Raw genomic sequence first — 16,917 nt, forward strand, 5'->3', positions numbered from 1 at the left:
ATTTCGAGCGATAAAGCTGCTGAAATTTCTTAGGTTCAGCAATAGAGATGACCAACCGGAGAAAGGGCATTACTGGAGCCGTTGCTCGCAAAAATCACCGCATTTAGAGAATTGAATTCCCAGCAGGAATGGTAGGTTAAGAGGAACAGTCATCCTGCTTAGTTGCTACCATGTTCCAAAGGCTTCTTATCTGCACTGATTTCATTGATGGTTTGCAGCGCATGGTGCATTTTGTACCGAATCTTGCTGCAAGCGGCATTCAGCAAATCACGTTTCTTCATGTGATTCCGCTGGACAGCGATCGGCAAATTCCCAGAATCGATTCGGACAAAGCGCGTCAGATTCGCGATCGCCTTGCAGTCGCTCAACAAGCAGTGCCAGATGGGGTTGAAGTCAGAATTGAGGTGCAGTGGGGCCGCCCCATAGATGCGATCCTGAAGACTGCCCAGGACAATGCGACTGATTTGATTTTGCTTGGAACAGCAGCCCGGAGTTTATTGACCGAAAAACTGTTTGGCAGTACAGCAGTTGGAGTGTGCCAGCGCACCTCTGTTCCGGTGATGGTTTTTCGACCACAGCTCCTCTCGACTTTTATGGTGGAAGAGTTAGCACTACGATGCCAAAACCTTTTTCGATATTTCCTGATTCCTTACGACAGTTCCAATGAAGCAGAATACCTGCTACAGCGAATTCGTCAGCTTGCTCAGTCTGGCAAGGGACCGTTAAAAGAGTGCCTCCTGACGTGGGTCGTTAGCTCTAGTGGACGGCGAGAAGTTCCCAAGGATTATCAGATCAAAGACGCAGAAACTCGACTGGCCGCTGCCAAATCCACCCTGGACTTGCCCGACCTCACGATTCACACCAGAGTGCTCGAGGGTGAACCGGTCGCCGAAATTCTGCTAGCAGCGATCGACTACGATATCAGCGCAATTACGCTAAGTTCTAAACGGTTTGGCAAGCTGAGCGAACTCCCAACCCCCAGTTTTGCAGGGGAGATGCTGCGGCGAAGCTGGCATCCCATCATTTATTTTCCGCATTCCTAAGGGATAGCCCATTCGACAAAGCCTTTAAAGCATGCTGCAGTTCTAATCATGCCGATGGACTTTTAAAGGCAGTGAAGCCACTGCTGTAGAGCGTCTCTAGCTTGGTGAGAATCTGAGGCTTGATTTTTTCTAGCTCGTGCTTTAGCAAATCCTTGCTCACCGTTGGGTTAGGCGGAATTCGAGATGCCTGTCCTACCATTGCCCATTCATGCAGCAGTTGACACTGAGCTGGGGCGATCGACACTGACTGAATGCTGGCACAGCGCATCGGATCCTCAAGGGCGAAAAACAGGATGCGGTATTGTCCAGTGGTGCCTAAGAGCGTGGCCATTTGCCGACCCGGTGGACTTTTCAGATCGAGATAGCAGGGCAACCAGCGTGGCTCATGTTCCCGGTTGTAAAGCACAGTAAGCCACAGCAGCATCGGATGCGGCATTTCCAGAAAAAGAAACTGGTTATAGCGGCTACACGTCACGCGCTTGTGAATCTCGATCCGGGGCAGCATCACCCATAGGGTTGGCAGCATTCCCTGGCTGGTTTGCATTGGCTTGGGAAAGACAATCTCCGCGATCGGCATTTGGGGGGGCCAAGTAGCGAGCCGATAGAGTTCATCGCCTTCCAGGAAGTTCGAGGGCTGAGCGGCTGGGGTGACAGGCAGGCGAGACAGGGATGCTTTAATTCGCTGAGCGACTTGCAGCCCGGTTCCAAATCGTTCTTCGAGCGGTCCAAGCGCGGTTACAATTTCGGCAACTGACTGAGGACGATCGCCCGCCGATTTTTCCAGGCAGCCCATCACCAAATTTTCAAGGACTTTTGGCACTTTGACGCTGGGGTTGACGGTAGCGATCGGCTGGGGCTTTTGAAAATGATGTGCCTTGTACCAGCCCCCAAACGAGTGGGTATCGGCGTTGAGCGGCATTTTGCCTGTCAGCATTTGAAACATCAGCACGCCCAGGCTGTAGATATCGGAACGGGCGTCAAGTTCACGTCCTTCCATTTGTTCGGGCGACGAGTAGGCAAGCGTGCCCATAAAGCAGTTGGTTTGATGACCTTCGGGCTGAAGTACCTTAGCGATACCAAAATCCAGAATTTTGACGAGTTCCCCTAAACTATCGTTCTGCGTCACCAGAATATTGCTGGGTTTAATATCGCGATGAACGATCGGGAAGGTTTGTCCCTCGATTTGGATTCCCCGGTGAGCGCACTGTAGCCCCAGACAGATTTGCTTCAGCAGATGCAGAAAGCGAGGAACCACCATCGCCTGCTGCGCGACCAAGTCGCTGAGGTTAGAGCCTTTGAGGTACTCCATCACGTAGAACGGAATGCCTTCTTCGTCTACCCCATAGTCGGTCACACGCACAATGTGAATGCTGCGCTGTCCAAGCTGGGCGCAGGTTTTTGCTTCTCGCTCGAAGCGATCGCGCATTCGCTGATTCAGCAATGCCTGAGAGAGAAATTTGATGGCAACAGGAATCCCACCCAGCGCGTCGTCATCGGCTCCGTACACGCGCCCCATCGACCCCTGACCGAGCAACTGCCGCAGGTGATAGCGATCGTGTAAAACTCGCCCGACATTAGCATCCGTCATCATCACAAAATCGCCCTTAAGAAAATGGACGCTACGACGGACATTAATCTGGGTCGTTTAACGGCTGTATTCAATCCTGAGTCGTTCACAGGCTTAGAGTGTTGCGACTGAAAGTGCTAAAACTCGACGTAGAGACCCGCCGGATTCTCAAAAGAGACTGTTGGAACCAATGGAGCAATAAAATTGTCTCGATCAAAGGAAGCTTCTTTAAGCACAGGTGGAAGTCCTTTCCAAGAGCAACTGCCCCTTCAAGCTGGAAAGCAAACCGAAGTAATGGCTATTTTAGCGATTTCATCTGTCGATTGGGGTAAGTATAAACCCTCTAAAGGGGTTCTGCTGTAGAGTGCCCTGAAACAACCCCATACACACCCGTCTACCCAGAATTTCGGCTAGCTGCTTAACACCAGGTTGTCGCGATGCACTACCGTCTCCGCCCCACCATAGCCTAAGATTTTTGGAATTTGCTCGGAATGACAGCCGCGAATCTTTTGCAGTTCACCGCTGGTGTAGTTGACAATGCCCCGCGCCACTTCCTGACCCGATCGATCGCAAAGTAACACTGCATCGTGCATCTGGAACTCGCCTTCTACCTCGCGCACTCCTGCCGCCAGCAACGACTTTCCGGCATCCCGAATTGCCACGATCGCCCCTGGGTCTAAAACCAGCTTTCCGGCAGGAACCAGACCATGAGCAATCCAGCGTTTACGGGCATTAACGCGATCGGGCTGCGGCTCAAATCGAGTGCCGATCGACTCTCCTGCAAGGATCTTGAGCAAATTTTGGGGCGATCGACCTTCGGTGATCACGGTGCGGATTCCAGCGAGTGTGGCAATGCGGGCGGCTGCAATTTTAGTCACCATGCCGCCTGTGCCCCAGCTTGTGCCCTGGTCACCCACTTCTACAAACTGGCTGAGCTGCTCGATATCTTCCACCACGGGAATCGGCTGAGCGTCTGGATGGGAACGCGGATCGGCGGAATAAAGGCGATCGACATCGGTAAGCAAAAATAGCCAATCTGCCCCCACCAAGCTGGCAACCCGCGCCGAAAGGGTATCGTTATCCCCAAATTTGAGTTCTTCGACGGCAAGCGTATCGTTTTCGTTCACGATCGGAATCACGCCCAGCTTCAAAAGTTGCCGAAAGGTGCGGTAGGCGTTGACATAGCGGCTGCGCTCCATCAGGTCAGTGCGGGTAAGCAATACCTGGGCGATCGGCTGCTGAAGCGAACTAAACAGGTCATCATATACCCGCATTAAGCGACCCTGCCCTACGGCTGCGACTGCCTGCTTCATGGCCATGCTGCGTGGACGCTCGGTTAACCCTAGCCGGGCACAGCCCACCCCGACTGCTCCCGAAGAGACCAGAATCACATCATGCCCCTGCTGCCGAAGCTGGCTGAGCGTTTCAACCAGCTGGGCGATCGTCGCCAATGCCAAAAATCCGGTGTCGGGTTGAGCCAGACTTGAAGTGCCAATTTTAACGACCAGCGTGTGACCCATGACCAAAAGAAGCAGGATAGAAGAAAAGGATCAGAAAACCAATGCGGTGTTCCAGATTCAGGATTGTATCGAATTTTGTAGGCTTCCGGGCAGGGCGGGCTTTCACCGAATTTTTATTAATCACTTACAAAACCTTCAAGACCAACTATACGGATATGCTTCTGAATCCCGTGAAATAATGCAAAGAAGGAGCGCCAATTCGTTCTTCTGATAGTTCAAGTGGTGGCTGAAGTGATCGTACGGTCAGCTCCCTTTGAGTTCACCTTGAGTTCAACAAACTGTTGACCTTTGACGTTCGAAAGCTGTTTCTCGCCAAGGTTCTGTTACGAATCGGACAGCCGATGGGAATTAAAGCTCTGTCTGCGGGAATGCTAGTTCATGACAATCTTGGATTTGACATGACGACTACTTTGACATCACAGCAGGTTCGCATGATCACGGGTTTGCATAATTATCAGAAAGCGACTTTGACCTAGAAAACGTCGCCTGACCCGGCAAATGACTGGGAAAACAATACAAGCTTGCCCCCCGGTTTAGCAAACGGTCGGGAGAACGATGAGCTTGCCAATCGTCTAAGTCCTTATACAAAAGAAAGCAGCATGACTGAACAGAAACGCGCACTGATTACGGGGATTACGGGTCAGGATGGCTCCTACTTAAGCGAACTGTTGCTCGAGAAGGGCTATGAAGTTCACGGCATTATTCGCCGCACCTCGACCTTCAATACCGATCGCATTGATCATATCTACGACGACCCCCACGAAGAGCAAGCCCGCCTGTTCCTGCATTATGGCGACCTGACCGACGGGACGACGCTGCGCCGGATTCTAGAGGAAATTAAACCCCACGAAATCTATAACCTGGGAGCCCAATCCCACGTTCGTGTCAGCTTTGACTCCCCCGAATACACCGTCGATTCTGTCGGAATGGGAGCGTTGCGCCTGCTTGAAGCTGTTCGCGATTACCAGCAGCGTACCGGAATCGAAGTTCGCTACTACCAGGCTGGTTCTTCCGAGATGTACGGCAAAGTACAGGAAGTGCCTCAAAAAGAAACCACGCCCTTTTATCCCCGCAGTCCCTACGCCTGTGCAAAGGTCTATGCCCATTGGCAAACGGTGAACTACCGCGAATCCTACGGGCTATTTGCCTGCAACGGCATTCTGTTTAACCATGAATCGCCCCGACGTGGTGAAACTTTCGTGACCCGTAAGATTACTCGTGCCCTAGCGCGAATCGTTGCAGGACAGCAGAACAAGCTGTTCATGGGCAACCTGGACTCTAAGCGGGACTGGGGCTATGCCAAAGATTATGTGCGCGCCATGTGGCTGATGCTCCAGCAAGAGCAGGCGGATGACTATGTGATCGCGACAGGCGAAACCTATTCTGTAAAAGAATTCCTCGACCTGGCATTTGGCTATGTGAATCTGAACTGGCAGGACTATGTGGAGTTTGACGAGCGGTATCTGCGTCCGGCAGAAGTGGATCTGCTGATTGGCGACCCGACCAAGGCAAAAACTAAGCTGGGTTGGGAACCGAGCGTTACCTTTGAACAGCTCGTGCATTTGATGGTTGAAGCAGACCTGAAGGCAATGGGCTTAGTGCCCCTTAACGGTCACATCCTTCAGCCTGTGCTAGATCACGCAACGGTTCGGCAAAAAGTAGTAAGCCGATAATCGTCCCCATGAAGGAGGTAGGTTGCAGGACGATCGCCAACAATGAGGTTATTCAGTGTCAAGTTGAGAAAAACCAATGAAAATTCTGAAATACCTTTTGGCGATCGTTCTACCTCCTGTGGCAATTTTGTTTACCTACGGCGTCAGTAGCGCACTGGCTATTAATATTGGGCTAACTCTGCTGGGTTGGGTTCCCGGAACTATTCACGCGCTCTGGGCAATCTCGAAGCACGAAGAAAAATTTGGCAGCGGTGTGACCAATTCATAAGCCCCACAAGTCTAGAAGTGTAACAATGGGTCGATCGCTTGCTGTTAAGATGGATTTGTTTCATTTAGCGATCGATCCAGGATTTTTGTGATAGTTAAGCCAGAGTGGTTACGAGTTAAAGCTCCGCAGTGGGAGCGGGTCGGTAACGTTAAAGAAGTGCTGCGCGATTTGGGACTGAATACGGTGTGTGAAGAGGCATCCTGTCCCAACATTGGTGAGTGCTTCAACGCTGGAACCGCTACGTTTCTGATTATGGGTCCAGCCTGCACGAGAGCCTGCCCCTACTGCGACATTGACTTTGAGAAAAAGCCGAAGGCACTCGATCCCAGCGAACCCGATCGTTTAGCTGAAGCAGTGCGAAGAATGCGGCTCAATCATGTCGTAATTACTTCGGTGAACCGGGACGATCTGCCCGACGGCGGTGCATCACAGTTTGTTCGCTGTATTGAGGCGGTGCGATCGGTTTCTCCCCAAACGACAATCGAAGTCCTGATTCCCGATTTGTGCGGCAACTGGACTGCACTGGAACTGATCTTGCAGGCGAAGCCAGAAGTTCTCAATCACAATACCGAAACGATTCCCCGGCTCTACAGGCGAGTGCGCCCCCAAGGAGACTATGCCCGATCGCTGGCAGTTTTGAGCCAGTCGCGCCAGAGTGCTCCGTCGGTCTACACCAAGTCAGGAATCATGGTGGGCTTAGGCGAAACTGACGAAGAAGTACGGCAGGTGATCCAGGATTTGCGATCGGTAGACTGCGACATTTTGACGATCGGGCAATATCTCCAGCCCAGCCAGAAGCATTTAGGCGTTCAGGAGTTTGTGCCGCCGGAGCAGTTCGACGCATGGCGCAAGTTTGGGGAAGCGATTGGCTTTTTGCAGGTGGTTTCGTCGCCGCTGACGCGCAGTTCCTATCATGCGGAGCAGGTGCGTGAACTGATGCAGAAGTATCCGCGATAGGGATTTCATAACCGAAAACTCAATGACCCGAACACCCGCAAAGCAGCGGCGCAAGCCTGGAGCGTATAATTTAGCGGACGAGTAAAAGCTTTTTGGCTTTTGAGGAGTAATGCGCTCCGCTCCGCTAAGGCATCCTAGGGCTCTGCAACTGTTCAGGAACGAGATGACCGATCAATAGCTTCAGAAACAGGGTCGGAATAAACCACTCTATGCCCGGCGTTGGGCTAATCCCGTACAGCTCGATCGCAATGACAACTAGATATAGCCCTGCGGCGATCGGTCGTTTAAGGTAACTGCGGACAGACACTACAACTAAGGTCGCAATAAGCAGGTAAGAGCTAATCAAGCCAAAATAATGCCAGTCGAACTGAGGCGAATCTCGAAAAAGCCACGAGACGATCGCTACATGGGTAAGGTGGAGCAGGACGAAGGCAAGGTGTTGAACCCAGGTCACTTCAGGTCGGTGATACCATCGCTTTGTAGTGTCAGTTGCATTGCAAACGGCTCCACCAAGGATGTCAAAACTGAGGATGGCTCCTATAACGAGATGCAGGGGGTCAAACCCTAGCCACCAAAGTCGCAGTACAGCCCCAAACGTACCCGCAATAGAGCTGACTACGATTAAAGTATTTTCGGCTGGGGTAGCACCCGGTCCAATAAGCCGATCCCACAGCCCAGCTAAGCCACTGCGGGGAACCAGAGAACCAAAATCTTTTGCCATCTCCATCTAGACTTGTATTTGCCGATTGATGTCAAGTTTAGCTGAGCAAATATTCGATGAATCGTGTTCTACTCATCGCTGCCTCTGCTGCCTCCGCTAGAACTGCCACTCCCTCCGCTACCAGATTAGCTGCCAATTCATTGTGTTTTTTGCCGGAAGAAGTAGGGGAACTTGCGGAGCTTAAAGGTTGAGTGCCTTTAGCATGTGGTAGGTGATCAGGAGCTGGGTAATCGCTAGTGGATAGCTCTGGAGCGTTTCGCCCGTAGTGCCGACGACTTTGCCGATCGTCGATTCGCTGCCTGCAATGCTGCAAAACTTACCCAGGTAAGGCACTTCGTTGCAGAGCATTCTTTCGAGCTGCTGCACCTGTTCTGAGGTAGCGTGACCGTCAATTTCTAGCAGGTCTACGGGTTTACCCATATCGCGATCGAGTCCGAGGCGCACTGCAGAGCTAACTGGAGCACCGCAGGGCAGAATATTGCAAAAGTCAGGATGGGGAATGGTCGGGCGCAACACCAGCCGTACATTCAGCAGCAAATCGTCTTGCGGAGTGCCGCTATTGGAAGGGTAAAACGATACGATGACATCTGCCCACTGTCGCTGCGGACGGATAAAAGCTTCCGAGTCGGATTCTCGCTTACGCATCTGATCCATCACCTGCTCTTCGGTGTAGCCGCGCTTGCGGGTGTCTCGCTTAATTTTCCAGTTAGTTCGCAGCTCTTCTGGGGGCGCAAGATAAACCTTGACATCGTAAGAATCACGCATTCCGCGTGTCGAGTAGCCGAGCAGCCCTTCAACAATTACAAAGCGGCTGGGTTTGATGTACTCTGGCGGATCAAACATCCCCGTCGAGTGATTATAAATCGGCTTCAGAATCGGCTGTCCGCTGCGGAGCAGGCTGAGGTGCTGCTGAATAATGTCGAGATAGTTGCAGTCGGGATGGAGCGCAGAAATTCCCAGCTCTGCCCGCTGCTGGCGATCGTAGCGGTGGTAGTCGTCGGTGCAGATTACAGTTACATCTTCTTCGCCCAATACCTGAGCGATGCCACGTGTCAGAGTAGTTTTTCCAGCTGCGCTATCTCCGACAATGCCAACAATAATCGGGCGATCAGACATCGGTTTTCCCCGCTAGTTTTCCCTGCTAGAAGTCGCTGTTTCAAATGACTAAATTTTAAGTCTTCTTATTCTATGGGTTCTGGAGATCAGAGGAAGGTAAAGTTTTTTAGCGATCGATTACAAATATCGATTACAAAACTGATTTTTGCCTACTAGGAGGGAGAGCCGGAGAAAAGAAGCAGATGAGTTTTGGCTATTCCGTAGAACCACTCATTGATTAGACCCCGGTCAAGTAGATCCACTTAACCAAACTTTGAAATTTGTATGAGGACGAGTGGATTTGGGCATAATGGGTTAGCTATGACGCTTTATTAGGATGAGCATGACATCCGAACCCTTTCTGACCATTGACGAACAGCCCATCACCATCGGGCAAATCTTTCGATATTTACAGGCAAGCCGCAAACTAGACGGCTTTATTGGTGATATTGTGCGGCAATTTGTGATCGAGCGCGAGCTTCAGGCGCAAAGCCAACAAGCCATGAGTTCGGTAGCGATCGAACAAGCCGTGATCGACTTCCGGTTGCAAAACCAGCTGACCGACCCCAACCAGTTTCAGCAGTGGCTCAACGAACACGGGCTGACCTATGAAGCGTTCCACACCCAGCTTGCGACCAATTTTCGGCTGAAAAAGCTCAAAGACGACATCACCGAGCCGAAATTGCAGGAATACTTTATCGGACGCAAGGTGTTCCTCGATCGCGTCGTTCTCTCCCGAATTATTGTTGCAGATAAGGAACTGGCAGAGGAATTAAAGAGTCAGTTGCAGGAAGGTAGTAGCTTCGAGCAGCTTGCCAAAGACTATTCGCTCACGGACGATCGCCTGATGAATGGAATGGTCGGTCCGGTCAGTCGCGGCACCATGCCCGATATTCTGCGGGCGGCGATCGATCTGGCACAGCCAGGGGAGGTCGTGGGTCCGATTGGCATGGAAGAACGCTGGGGGCTATTTCGCGTGGAGGCACTGCTTCCGGCAACGCTCGACGATCCGCAGCTTCATCAGAGCTTGCAGGATGAGCTATTTGAACAATGGCTGGGCGAGAAGATGCAAACGCTACCGATTAAGATTCAGGTGAATGCATGATTACCAATGACCTGCTTGCCAATCTCGACTGGCAAAATCCGCCCCTTTCCTGGCTGAATCCAGAGCAGCAGCTTTTGCTTAAAGGTCGGGCCAAGACCCGCTCCTGTAATTTGGGCGAAGTGATCTGGTCTACGGAAACGCCGGGCAGTCAGTTTGTGGTGCTGACGGGCAAAGTGCGGCTGGTTCCCAGCGAGGGCAGTCCGGTGCTGCTAAAAGCAGGGGATTGGTTTGGCGATTTGCTGCACCTGACCGACCAGTGGAAAGCCAGAGCCGCCGATAAAGCAGTGGTGGTTGCCGAGTGGAGCCAGTCGGACTGGGAATTGCTCAATACAACGGAGCTACGGCAGTTTTGGGCATCGGTACGATCGCGCTATCAGCCAAACTATTCCGCCGCGCCCCAGCCCATTTCCGGCTATCCGTTTGTTGCGGGCTTGAATACCGCCGCCGCCAGTCTCACAATGCTGGCACAGCACCTCGATACGCCCGTGCAGTTGGAATGGATGCAGCGACAGTTGCGCGGTCGGCGTCCCAAAAATGTGATCGACGGGGCAGAAAAAGCGGGGTTTCAGCTTCGCCGCCTGCTGATTGGCAACTGGACGGATCTGCGGCAAATCAAATTCCCGGCTCTATTACAGTGGCAGCAGCCGGAACACTGGGTCGTGGCTTATGGCGTGCGGGGCGATCGTCTAATTATTGGCGATCCGATGAATCCGGGGCGCACCTGTGAAACCGTGCCACGTGCGCTGGTCGAAGAATCCTGGGATGGGCAGCTTTGGCAAGCGGAGCTAATTCATAAGCAGGAACAGTTCAACCTGGGCTGGTTTTTGCCCGCTGTCTGGAAGTTTCGGACGCTGCTGACCGAAGTTTTGATTGCGTCGTTTACGCTTCAGCTTTTGGGTCTAGTTACGCCCGTCGTCACTCAGGTCATTATCGACAAAGTGATGGTGCAGGGCAGCATTCCTACGCTGGACGTGATGGTGTTCGCGCTGCTGGGAGCGGCAGTCTTTGAGGCATTGCTGGGCATCCTGCGGATGTTCATCTTTACCCACACGACAAACCGCCTGGATATGGCATTGTCGGCTCAGCTTTTCCGCCATTTGCTGCGCTTGCCGCTGTCTTACTTTGAGGCGCGTCGAGTTGGGGATACAGTGGCGCGGGTGCAGGAGCTAGAGGAAATCCGTCAGTTTCTGACCAGTACGGCTCTCACGGTGGTGCTGGACAGCATCTTCTCCGTGATTTATCTGGTGATGATGTTTTACTACAGCCCGACCCTGACCGGGGTTGCGCTGGCGGCGATTCCGCTGTTTGCAATTCTGACGCTGATCGCTACGCCGATTTTGCGAACCTGGCTGAATGAAACCTTTAACCGAAGCGCGGATAGCCAGTCTTTCCTGGTGGAAACGATCACAGGGATTCATTCGGTGAAGGCACATGCAGCAGAAAAAACCTCACGCGATCGCTGGGAAGGACTTTACGCCCGCTTTGTTCGTACCGGATTCAAAGCAGCCACAACGGCGAATATCAGCAACCACGTCGGCGATTTTCTCACCAGCTTTTCTGCCCTACTGATTCTCTGGTTTGGGGCGCATCTGGTAATCAAGCAGGAACTCACGATCGGTCAATTAGTCGCTTTCCAAATGCTGTCTGGTCGGGTGACGGGTCCGCTGCTGCGATTGGTGCAGCTCTGGCAGAGTTTACAGGAAGTGCTGCTCGCGGTCGATCGGATTGGCGATATTCTCAACGTTGCACCGGAAGCAGAACCAGGAACCGGACTAATGCTGCCGCCGCTGCGAGGTCAGGTTAACTTTGAGCAGGTGTTTTTCCGCTACCAGGAAGCGCAGGAGCCAATTTTGCGCGGCATTTCCTTTGATGCGGAACCGGGAATGTTTGTCGGTATTGTGGGGCGAAGCGGTTCCGGGAAAAGTACGCTGTCGAAGCTGATTCAGCGGCTCTATCAGCCCGAAGGCGGGCGAATTTTGATTGATGGATTTGATGTCAAAAGTGCAGATCTGGCATCACTGCGTCCTCAAATTGCTGTCGTGCTGCAAGAAGACTTCTTGTTTAACGGCACAATCCTGGAGAACATTACGCTGGGCAATCCGGAAGTCACTGCAGAACAGGTAGTGGAAGCGGCGCGGCTGGCTGTGGCACACGACTTTATTTGCGACCTGCCCAACGGCTACGAAACCAATGTAGGCGAACGCGGCACCTCACTTTCGGGTGGACAGCGACAGCGAATTACTCTGGCACGACTGTTTCTCTCGACTGCGCCGATTCTGATTCTGGATGAAGCTACCAGCAGCCTCGATGCCGAAACCGAACAGCAAGTCTTAGAAAACCTGAAGCGGGTTTCTCCCGGACGCACGATGTTTATGATTGCCCACCGCTTTTCGCCCCTCAAACGAGCTGACCTGATTCTGACAATGGAGAAGGGCGTGATTGTTGAGCGGGGCAAACACGATGAACTGCTTCAGCAAAAGGGACTCTACTGGTCGCTGTATCAGCGTCAGCAGGCAGCGGTTTAAAAGCTCTGCCAAAAACGATCGATCGTCCTTCATCTAAGTTCTGAAGGGCGATTTTTTTATGACCAGCAGTTTGTATCTTCAATCACAAAATCAAGGATTGTAAATATTTCCGGAAGAATCCCCAGCTGAACTGTTGACAAAAGCAGGAGTTTATGGAAGAGAAGCCCTCTATGGCACAAGATTCTGGAAATACGTTGCTCTCTGCCCGATCGCTGAATCTGGCAACGGGTCCAAAGACGCGCAGAGAAACGATCGGCGGCAGTAGTGATCCCCGCGACTTCTTCAAGTTCAATCTGACCAGCCGCAGCAGCCTGGATTTAAGCCTGAAAAAGCTGCGATCGAATGTTGATGTGTCGCTACTCGATAGCACCCGCAAAGTCATTGCCTCTTCTCGCCGAGCCGATCGCTTGTCAGAATCGATTAAAACCACGCTGGATGCAGGCACGTTCTATATTCGGCTAAACACGAAGGAAGCGAGTACAGGCTATCAGCTCCAGGTTGCCGCAACACCAATTCCAGGAAGTGGAACTCCGGGCGGTGGAACTCCGGGTGGCGGAACTCCGGGTGGTGGAACTCCGGGTGGTGGAACTCCGGGTGGTGGAACTCCGGGTGGTGGAACTCCGGGTGGCGGAATTCCAACCAATACTGCGCCAACGATCGGCACTAACACGGCACTAATCGTCAGCCGGAACGGAACGGGGACGATCGGACGAACCAATCTGTTCTCTAGCGACACGCAGCAAACCGCAGACCAGCTTTTGTATCGTGTCACCAGTTTGCCTGCTTCTGGATCGCTCTTCCTTAACGGAACCCCGCTTGGAGTGGGAAGTGCCTTCACGCAGACTGACATTGACACCAACAAGCTGACCTACAAGCAAAACTCTGCCAAGGACATTCCTAATGCAGGTCGACAAATATCTAGCGATGCTTTCCCACAGATTTCTGGCTCTAATGTAGTCTGGGGCGCAAAGGACAGCACTGGGGACACAGAAATTTTCTTTTACAACGGCATAAATAAAGCGATCACTCAACTCAGTGACAACACAGTAGAAGATAGTGGGCCCAAAATTTTTGGCTCGAATGTCGTCTGGGAGAGCGGCACAGGCACAGATGCTGAAATCTACTTATACAACGGTACATCTGGAGCAACCACACGCCTGAGTGACAATCCGCTAGCAGACACGAACGCCAGAATCTCGGACAGCTTTGTGGTCTGGCAACGGAGGTATCCGTCAGGAGAGCATGATATTCGGTACTATCGGCTCAGCGATGGAGCTTCGGGAGCAGTTAACAACAGCATAACCTTAAACGATATTGATCCTGCTTTATCTGGTTCCAAACTAGTGTTTCAGCGCGATAATATCGCAGGCGCATCGACAAACGCAGATGATGGAATTTTTTATTATGATCTGGCGACGTTAGGACCAACGCAAACTCAACTGAGTGTTGGAAACTCTGCTTATACCGATCGCAGAGCGCAGATTTCGGGTTCCGCTGTAACCTGGGAACGTCGGAACTCAACTGAATCCGATATTTTATATGATGCAGACGTTACCACATCAGGCGGAGTCAGTTCAATTAACGTCAGTGCAGACGACGATACTAACCCGCTCATCTCTGGTTCAAAAATTGTCTTCCAACGCAGCGGTACAACAGGCGGAACCAACGACGGAATTTATTTGTTCACGATCGGCGGAGCCGCAACCCGAATTATTCCTCCGTCTACAACTACTGCTGATGTGACGAGCTTTGACGGCAACAAAGTTGGCTATACCAACACATCAGGAGGCGGCTTCAAAGCAGCAGTTTATGACATCCTTGCAGGCAATTCCCAGGATCTGGTTGGGGGTGCAGCTGTTGAGGGAATACCTGTTGTTTCGGGCAACAATGCTGCCTGGATCGGTGGAGGGAGTTCCGCTTTGATTGACCGCCTCTTCTTCTACGACACTTCGATCGTTTCTGACAACTTTGGCTTCAGCGTCAGCGATGGCTTGCTAACGACAAACGGCACATTTAATTTCACGATCGGTTGATCAATTCGCAACATCGTTTGCAATAACCGGATCGAAAACCTGTTTAGGGCGCACGTTAGGGAGGAGTTGTTGATTCAATTCTTCCCTTTTCTATGGGGGATTCAAGCTGAAATCAGCCGCAAGCTGCATTTTATGAAAAATATCAGCTTGTACAATTGAGAAGGATTCTCATTCCTAAGTTAGTGCAAGCGAAAACCACAGCCTAGAAAAGAAGCCGTCTTTTACTCCGGTCTTAACTGCCTGCGCTTGTTACTTAAATCGGTATGACGTAAAATCGATTGCTTCACAGTTCCCGGAAGGGGGATTCGCCTTATGAAAGAACTTGATCTCCAGGCTACCACTAACACCCTCAATGCCATTCTCGAAGCCGAATTAGCAGGCGTGGTTCGCTATACGCACTATTCGCTGATGGTAACTGGACCGAATCGAATCCCGATCGTCGCATTTCTGAAAGCTCAGGCAAGCGAATCGCTGCTTCATGCTCAGCAGGCAGGTGAAATTATTACGGGATTAAACGGACATCCCAGTTTGAAAATTGCGCCGATCGAAGAAACTTATAAACACGAAATTTACGATATTTTGCTGGAAAGTGTAAATCATGAAAAAGCAGCTCTTGCACTTTACAAACAGCTTCTAGAAGTTGTGGAAGATGCCAGCATTTATCTTGAAGAATTTGCCCGCACGATGATTGGTCAGGAAGAGGCACACGGCATGGAATTAGGCAAAATGCTGCGCGATTTTCGACCGTCATAAAGGGACAATCCCTAGACATCGAGCGGCACAATTTCCGCCTCAGCCAATGTGCCTGTAATTTGAAGCTGGGCGATCGTCACAGGTAGCTTGAACCTACGGGGTCCGGCACTGCCCGGATTAAGAAACAGAACTCCGTTCAACTTCTGAATGCTGGGCTTGTGAGAATGTCCACTAATCACAATTTGCACCCCCGTCGTGATGGGGTTGAAGTCGAGTTCAGTTGCAATATGCAGCAAATAAACAGACAGCCCTTCGATCGTGATCGTCTCCCGTTCGGGAATAGCGTTTGCCCACGCTCCTTTGTCATTATTGCCACGCACAGCGATCACGGGGGCGATCGTTTTCAATTCCTCCAGCACTTCGGGCTTGCCAATATCTCCGGCATGAAGGATTAGCTCAGAATTTGCCAGGGCAGCGATCGCCTCAGGACGAACTAAACCGTGAGTGTCAGAAATAACGCCAACTTTCATGTTGTCTCATCCTCATGGGATAACAAATGAAATAACAAAAATTTTCACGGTTTTCTCCCATCTATTTTTTCCATTCATTCTTTTTTCGCTCATCATAGTGATAATTTCTGATGGTCAACATCATTCTTGAGACTGTTGCATCAACGCGAACTCCCTAAGAAATTAAACCGATCGCTTCAGAAATTGATAAGGTCGTATCATTCAACCCGAACGCGTTGCAGGTAGAACACGTAGTTTCTGGGGAAAAGATGCGGAAATAGAACGCGGAATAAATTGGAAAATAGCAATAAAGAGCCGATAGACAGCCTAAAGAATGCTATAGCTCAGTTGAAACTACATTTCAAGCATTATCCTGTTTAAGAAATAACAGAGTTTTTTAAGCTTTTTGCCGCACTTATCGTCGTTACTTTTCCTAATGGGAGCATCGTTCTTAAGATGGCTGCGCTAACAGAAGCAAGATACTTCAGTTATCGCTTCATGTGATTGTGGAACCAGTTCATAAACAGTTTTCAGAATCTGTAGCTCTATTTACGGAAATTTGAATAAGCATCTTGAATTGAACTACAAGCTAATAAAAAGTGAAACGTGATTCAAGCTCCGCGCACCTTGATTACAAACCGCCTTATCCTCCGTCGTTTGCTGCTTAGCGATGCTGAAGCGGTTTTTGAGTATGGCAGCAATCCTGAAGTAACTCGGTATATGGTCTGGCGCAACCATACCGCTATTCAAGATGCAGTTGCTTTTCTAGAACAGTGTACTTGCTCCTGGAATACAGGCAAAGAGTTTTGCTGGGCAATAACCGTTAAGCCAGAAGATCAAGCAGTTGGCACAATATCATGTCGAATTGAGCAGTCTGAGGCGGATTTTGGCTATGTGCTAAATCGGAAATACTGGGGACAGGGTTACGCAACCGAAGCGGTTCATTCTGTCATGTCCTGGTTGATGAACTTACCAGATGTCGATCGCATTTGGGCAACCTGCGATATTGATAACCGAGCATCGGCAAGGGTTCTAGAGAAAAGCGGTTTGCAATACGAGAAAACTGTACCTCGCGCGATAATACGTCCGAATCTGGCTTTGACTCCGCGAGATACGCTGGTTTTTAGCTGGGAGAGAGCAGAAGGACTTTGGTAAATTAACGGCTCATGCGCCTTATCAAACAACCTTCTGCCCTTAATTGCTAGTAT

At 51.0% G+C, this 16,917-nt stretch carries 14 protein-coding genes; 9 read left to right on the forward strand and 5 right to left on the reverse strand.

Annotated features, from left to right (window positions below; all coding sequences use genetic code 11):
• Window positions 1-170: 170 nt before the first annotated feature.
• A complete protein-coding gene (locus H6F80_RS20310) occupies window positions 171-1,043 on the forward strand; it encodes a universal stress protein (RefSeq protein WP_190793341.1) in 873 nt (290 codons plus the stop codon).
• A 46-nt stretch (window positions 1,044-1,089) separates the two neighbouring features.
• On the opposite strand, the gene H6F80_RS20315 is transcribed toward H6F80_RS20310, so the two are convergent.
• The gene (locus tag H6F80_RS20315) at window positions 1,090-2,634 is read right to left on the reverse strand and encodes a serine/threonine protein kinase (protein WP_347277904.1); all 1,545 of its coding nucleotides are present in this window, start codon (window positions 2,632-2,634) and stop codon (window positions 1,090-1,092) included.
• A 386-nt stretch (window positions 2,635-3,020) separates the two neighbouring features.
• Window positions 3,021-4,130, reverse strand: a complete 1,110-nt coding sequence (proB, locus tag H6F80_RS20320; RefSeq protein WP_190793342.1) for a glutamate 5-kinase — start codon at window positions 4,128-4,130, stop codon at window positions 3,021-3,023.
• Window positions 4,131-4,729: 599 nt separating this feature from the next.
• On the opposite strand from proB, the gene gmd reads away from it, so the two are divergent.
• The 3 genes from gmd (at window position 4,730) to lipA (ending at window position 7,028) form a co-directional block, all read left to right on the forward strand.
• The gene (gmd, locus tag H6F80_RS20325) at window positions 4,730-5,803 is read left to right on the forward strand and encodes a GDP-mannose 4,6-dehydratase (protein ID WP_190793343.1); all 1,074 of its coding nucleotides are present in this window, start codon (window positions 4,730-4,732) and stop codon (window positions 5,801-5,803) included.
• Between the two features lie 76 nt (window positions 5,804-5,879).
• Entirely contained in the window at window positions 5,880-6,071 is a 192-nt protein-coding gene (locus H6F80_RS20330; RefSeq protein ID WP_190793344.1) for a YqaE/Pmp3 family membrane protein, read from the forward strand.
• Window positions 6,072-6,158: 87 nt separating this feature from the next.
• A complete protein-coding gene (gene lipA, locus H6F80_RS20335; RefSeq protein WP_190793345.1) occupies window positions 6,159-7,028 on the forward strand; it encodes a lipoyl synthase in 870 nt (289 codons plus the stop codon).
• Between the two features lie 124 nt (window positions 7,029-7,152).
• Here the strand turns inward: lipA and H6F80_RS20340 are convergent, their stop codons facing one another.
• On the reverse strand, window positions 7,153-7,755 hold the full coding sequence (locus tag H6F80_RS20340; RefSeq protein ID WP_190793346.1) for a hypothetical protein: 603 nt from the start codon (window positions 7,753-7,755) through the stop codon (window positions 7,153-7,155).
• A 174-nt stretch (window positions 7,756-7,929) separates the two neighbouring features.
• Window positions 7,930-8,865 carry a phosphoribulokinase gene (locus tag H6F80_RS20345; RefSeq protein ID WP_190793347.1) on the reverse strand — a complete coding sequence of 312 codons (936 nt, stop codon included), beginning with the start codon at window positions 8,863-8,865 and terminating at the stop codon, window positions 7,930-7,932.
• 322 nt (window positions 8,866-9,187) lie between these two features.
• Here H6F80_RS20345 and H6F80_RS20350 point away from each other — a divergent pair, with 322 nt between their 5' ends.
• The 4 genes from H6F80_RS20350 to H6F80_RS20365 all read left to right on the forward strand — a co-directional run bounded on the left by H6F80_RS20350 (window position 9,188) and on the right by H6F80_RS20365 (window position 15,260).
• The gene (locus H6F80_RS20350) at window positions 9,188-9,949 is read left to right on the forward strand and encodes a peptidylprolyl isomerase (RefSeq protein WP_190793348.1); all 762 of its coding nucleotides are present in this window, start codon (window positions 9,188-9,190) and stop codon (window positions 9,947-9,949) included.
• On the forward strand, window positions 9,946-12,474 hold the full coding sequence (locus H6F80_RS20355; RefSeq protein ID WP_190793349.1) for a type I secretion system permease/ATPase: 2,529 nt from the start codon (window positions 9,946-9,948) through the stop codon (window positions 12,472-12,474). The genes H6F80_RS20350 and H6F80_RS20355 overlap by 4 nt, the downstream gene beginning before the upstream one ends.
• Window positions 12,475-12,644: 170 nt before the next feature.
• Window positions 12,645-14,507, forward strand: coding sequence for a cadherin-like domain-containing protein (locus H6F80_RS20360; protein WP_190793350.1), 1,863 nt, complete (start codon window positions 12,645-12,647; stop codon window positions 14,505-14,507).
• Between the two features lie 312 nt (window positions 14,508-14,819).
• Window positions 14,820-15,260: a ferritin-like domain-containing protein gene (locus tag H6F80_RS20365; RefSeq protein WP_190793351.1), complete on the forward strand. Its 441-nt coding sequence runs from the start codon at window positions 14,820-14,822 to the stop codon at window positions 15,258-15,260.
• Between the two features lie 11 nt (window positions 15,261-15,271).
• Here H6F80_RS20365 and H6F80_RS20370 read toward each other — a convergent pair whose 3' ends face one another.
• The gene (locus H6F80_RS20370; RefSeq protein ID WP_190793352.1) at window positions 15,272-15,730 is read right to left on the reverse strand and encodes a metallophosphoesterase family protein; all 459 of its coding nucleotides are present in this window, start codon (window positions 15,728-15,730) and stop codon (window positions 15,272-15,274) included.
• 585 nt (window positions 15,731-16,315) lie between these two features.
• Between H6F80_RS20370 and H6F80_RS20375 the strand changes: the two genes are divergently transcribed.
• Window positions 16,316-16,864 carry a GNAT family N-acetyltransferase gene (locus tag H6F80_RS20375; RefSeq protein WP_190793353.1) on the forward strand — a complete coding sequence of 183 codons (549 nt, stop codon included), beginning with the start codon at window positions 16,316-16,318 and terminating at the stop codon, window positions 16,862-16,864.
• Window positions 16,865-16,917: the final 53 nt, after the last annotated feature.

This window comes from Leptolyngbya sp. FACHB-711, assembly GCF_014695615.1.
GTDB lineage: Bacteria > Cyanobacteriota > Cyanobacteriia > Elainellales > Elainellaceae > Leptolyngbya_A.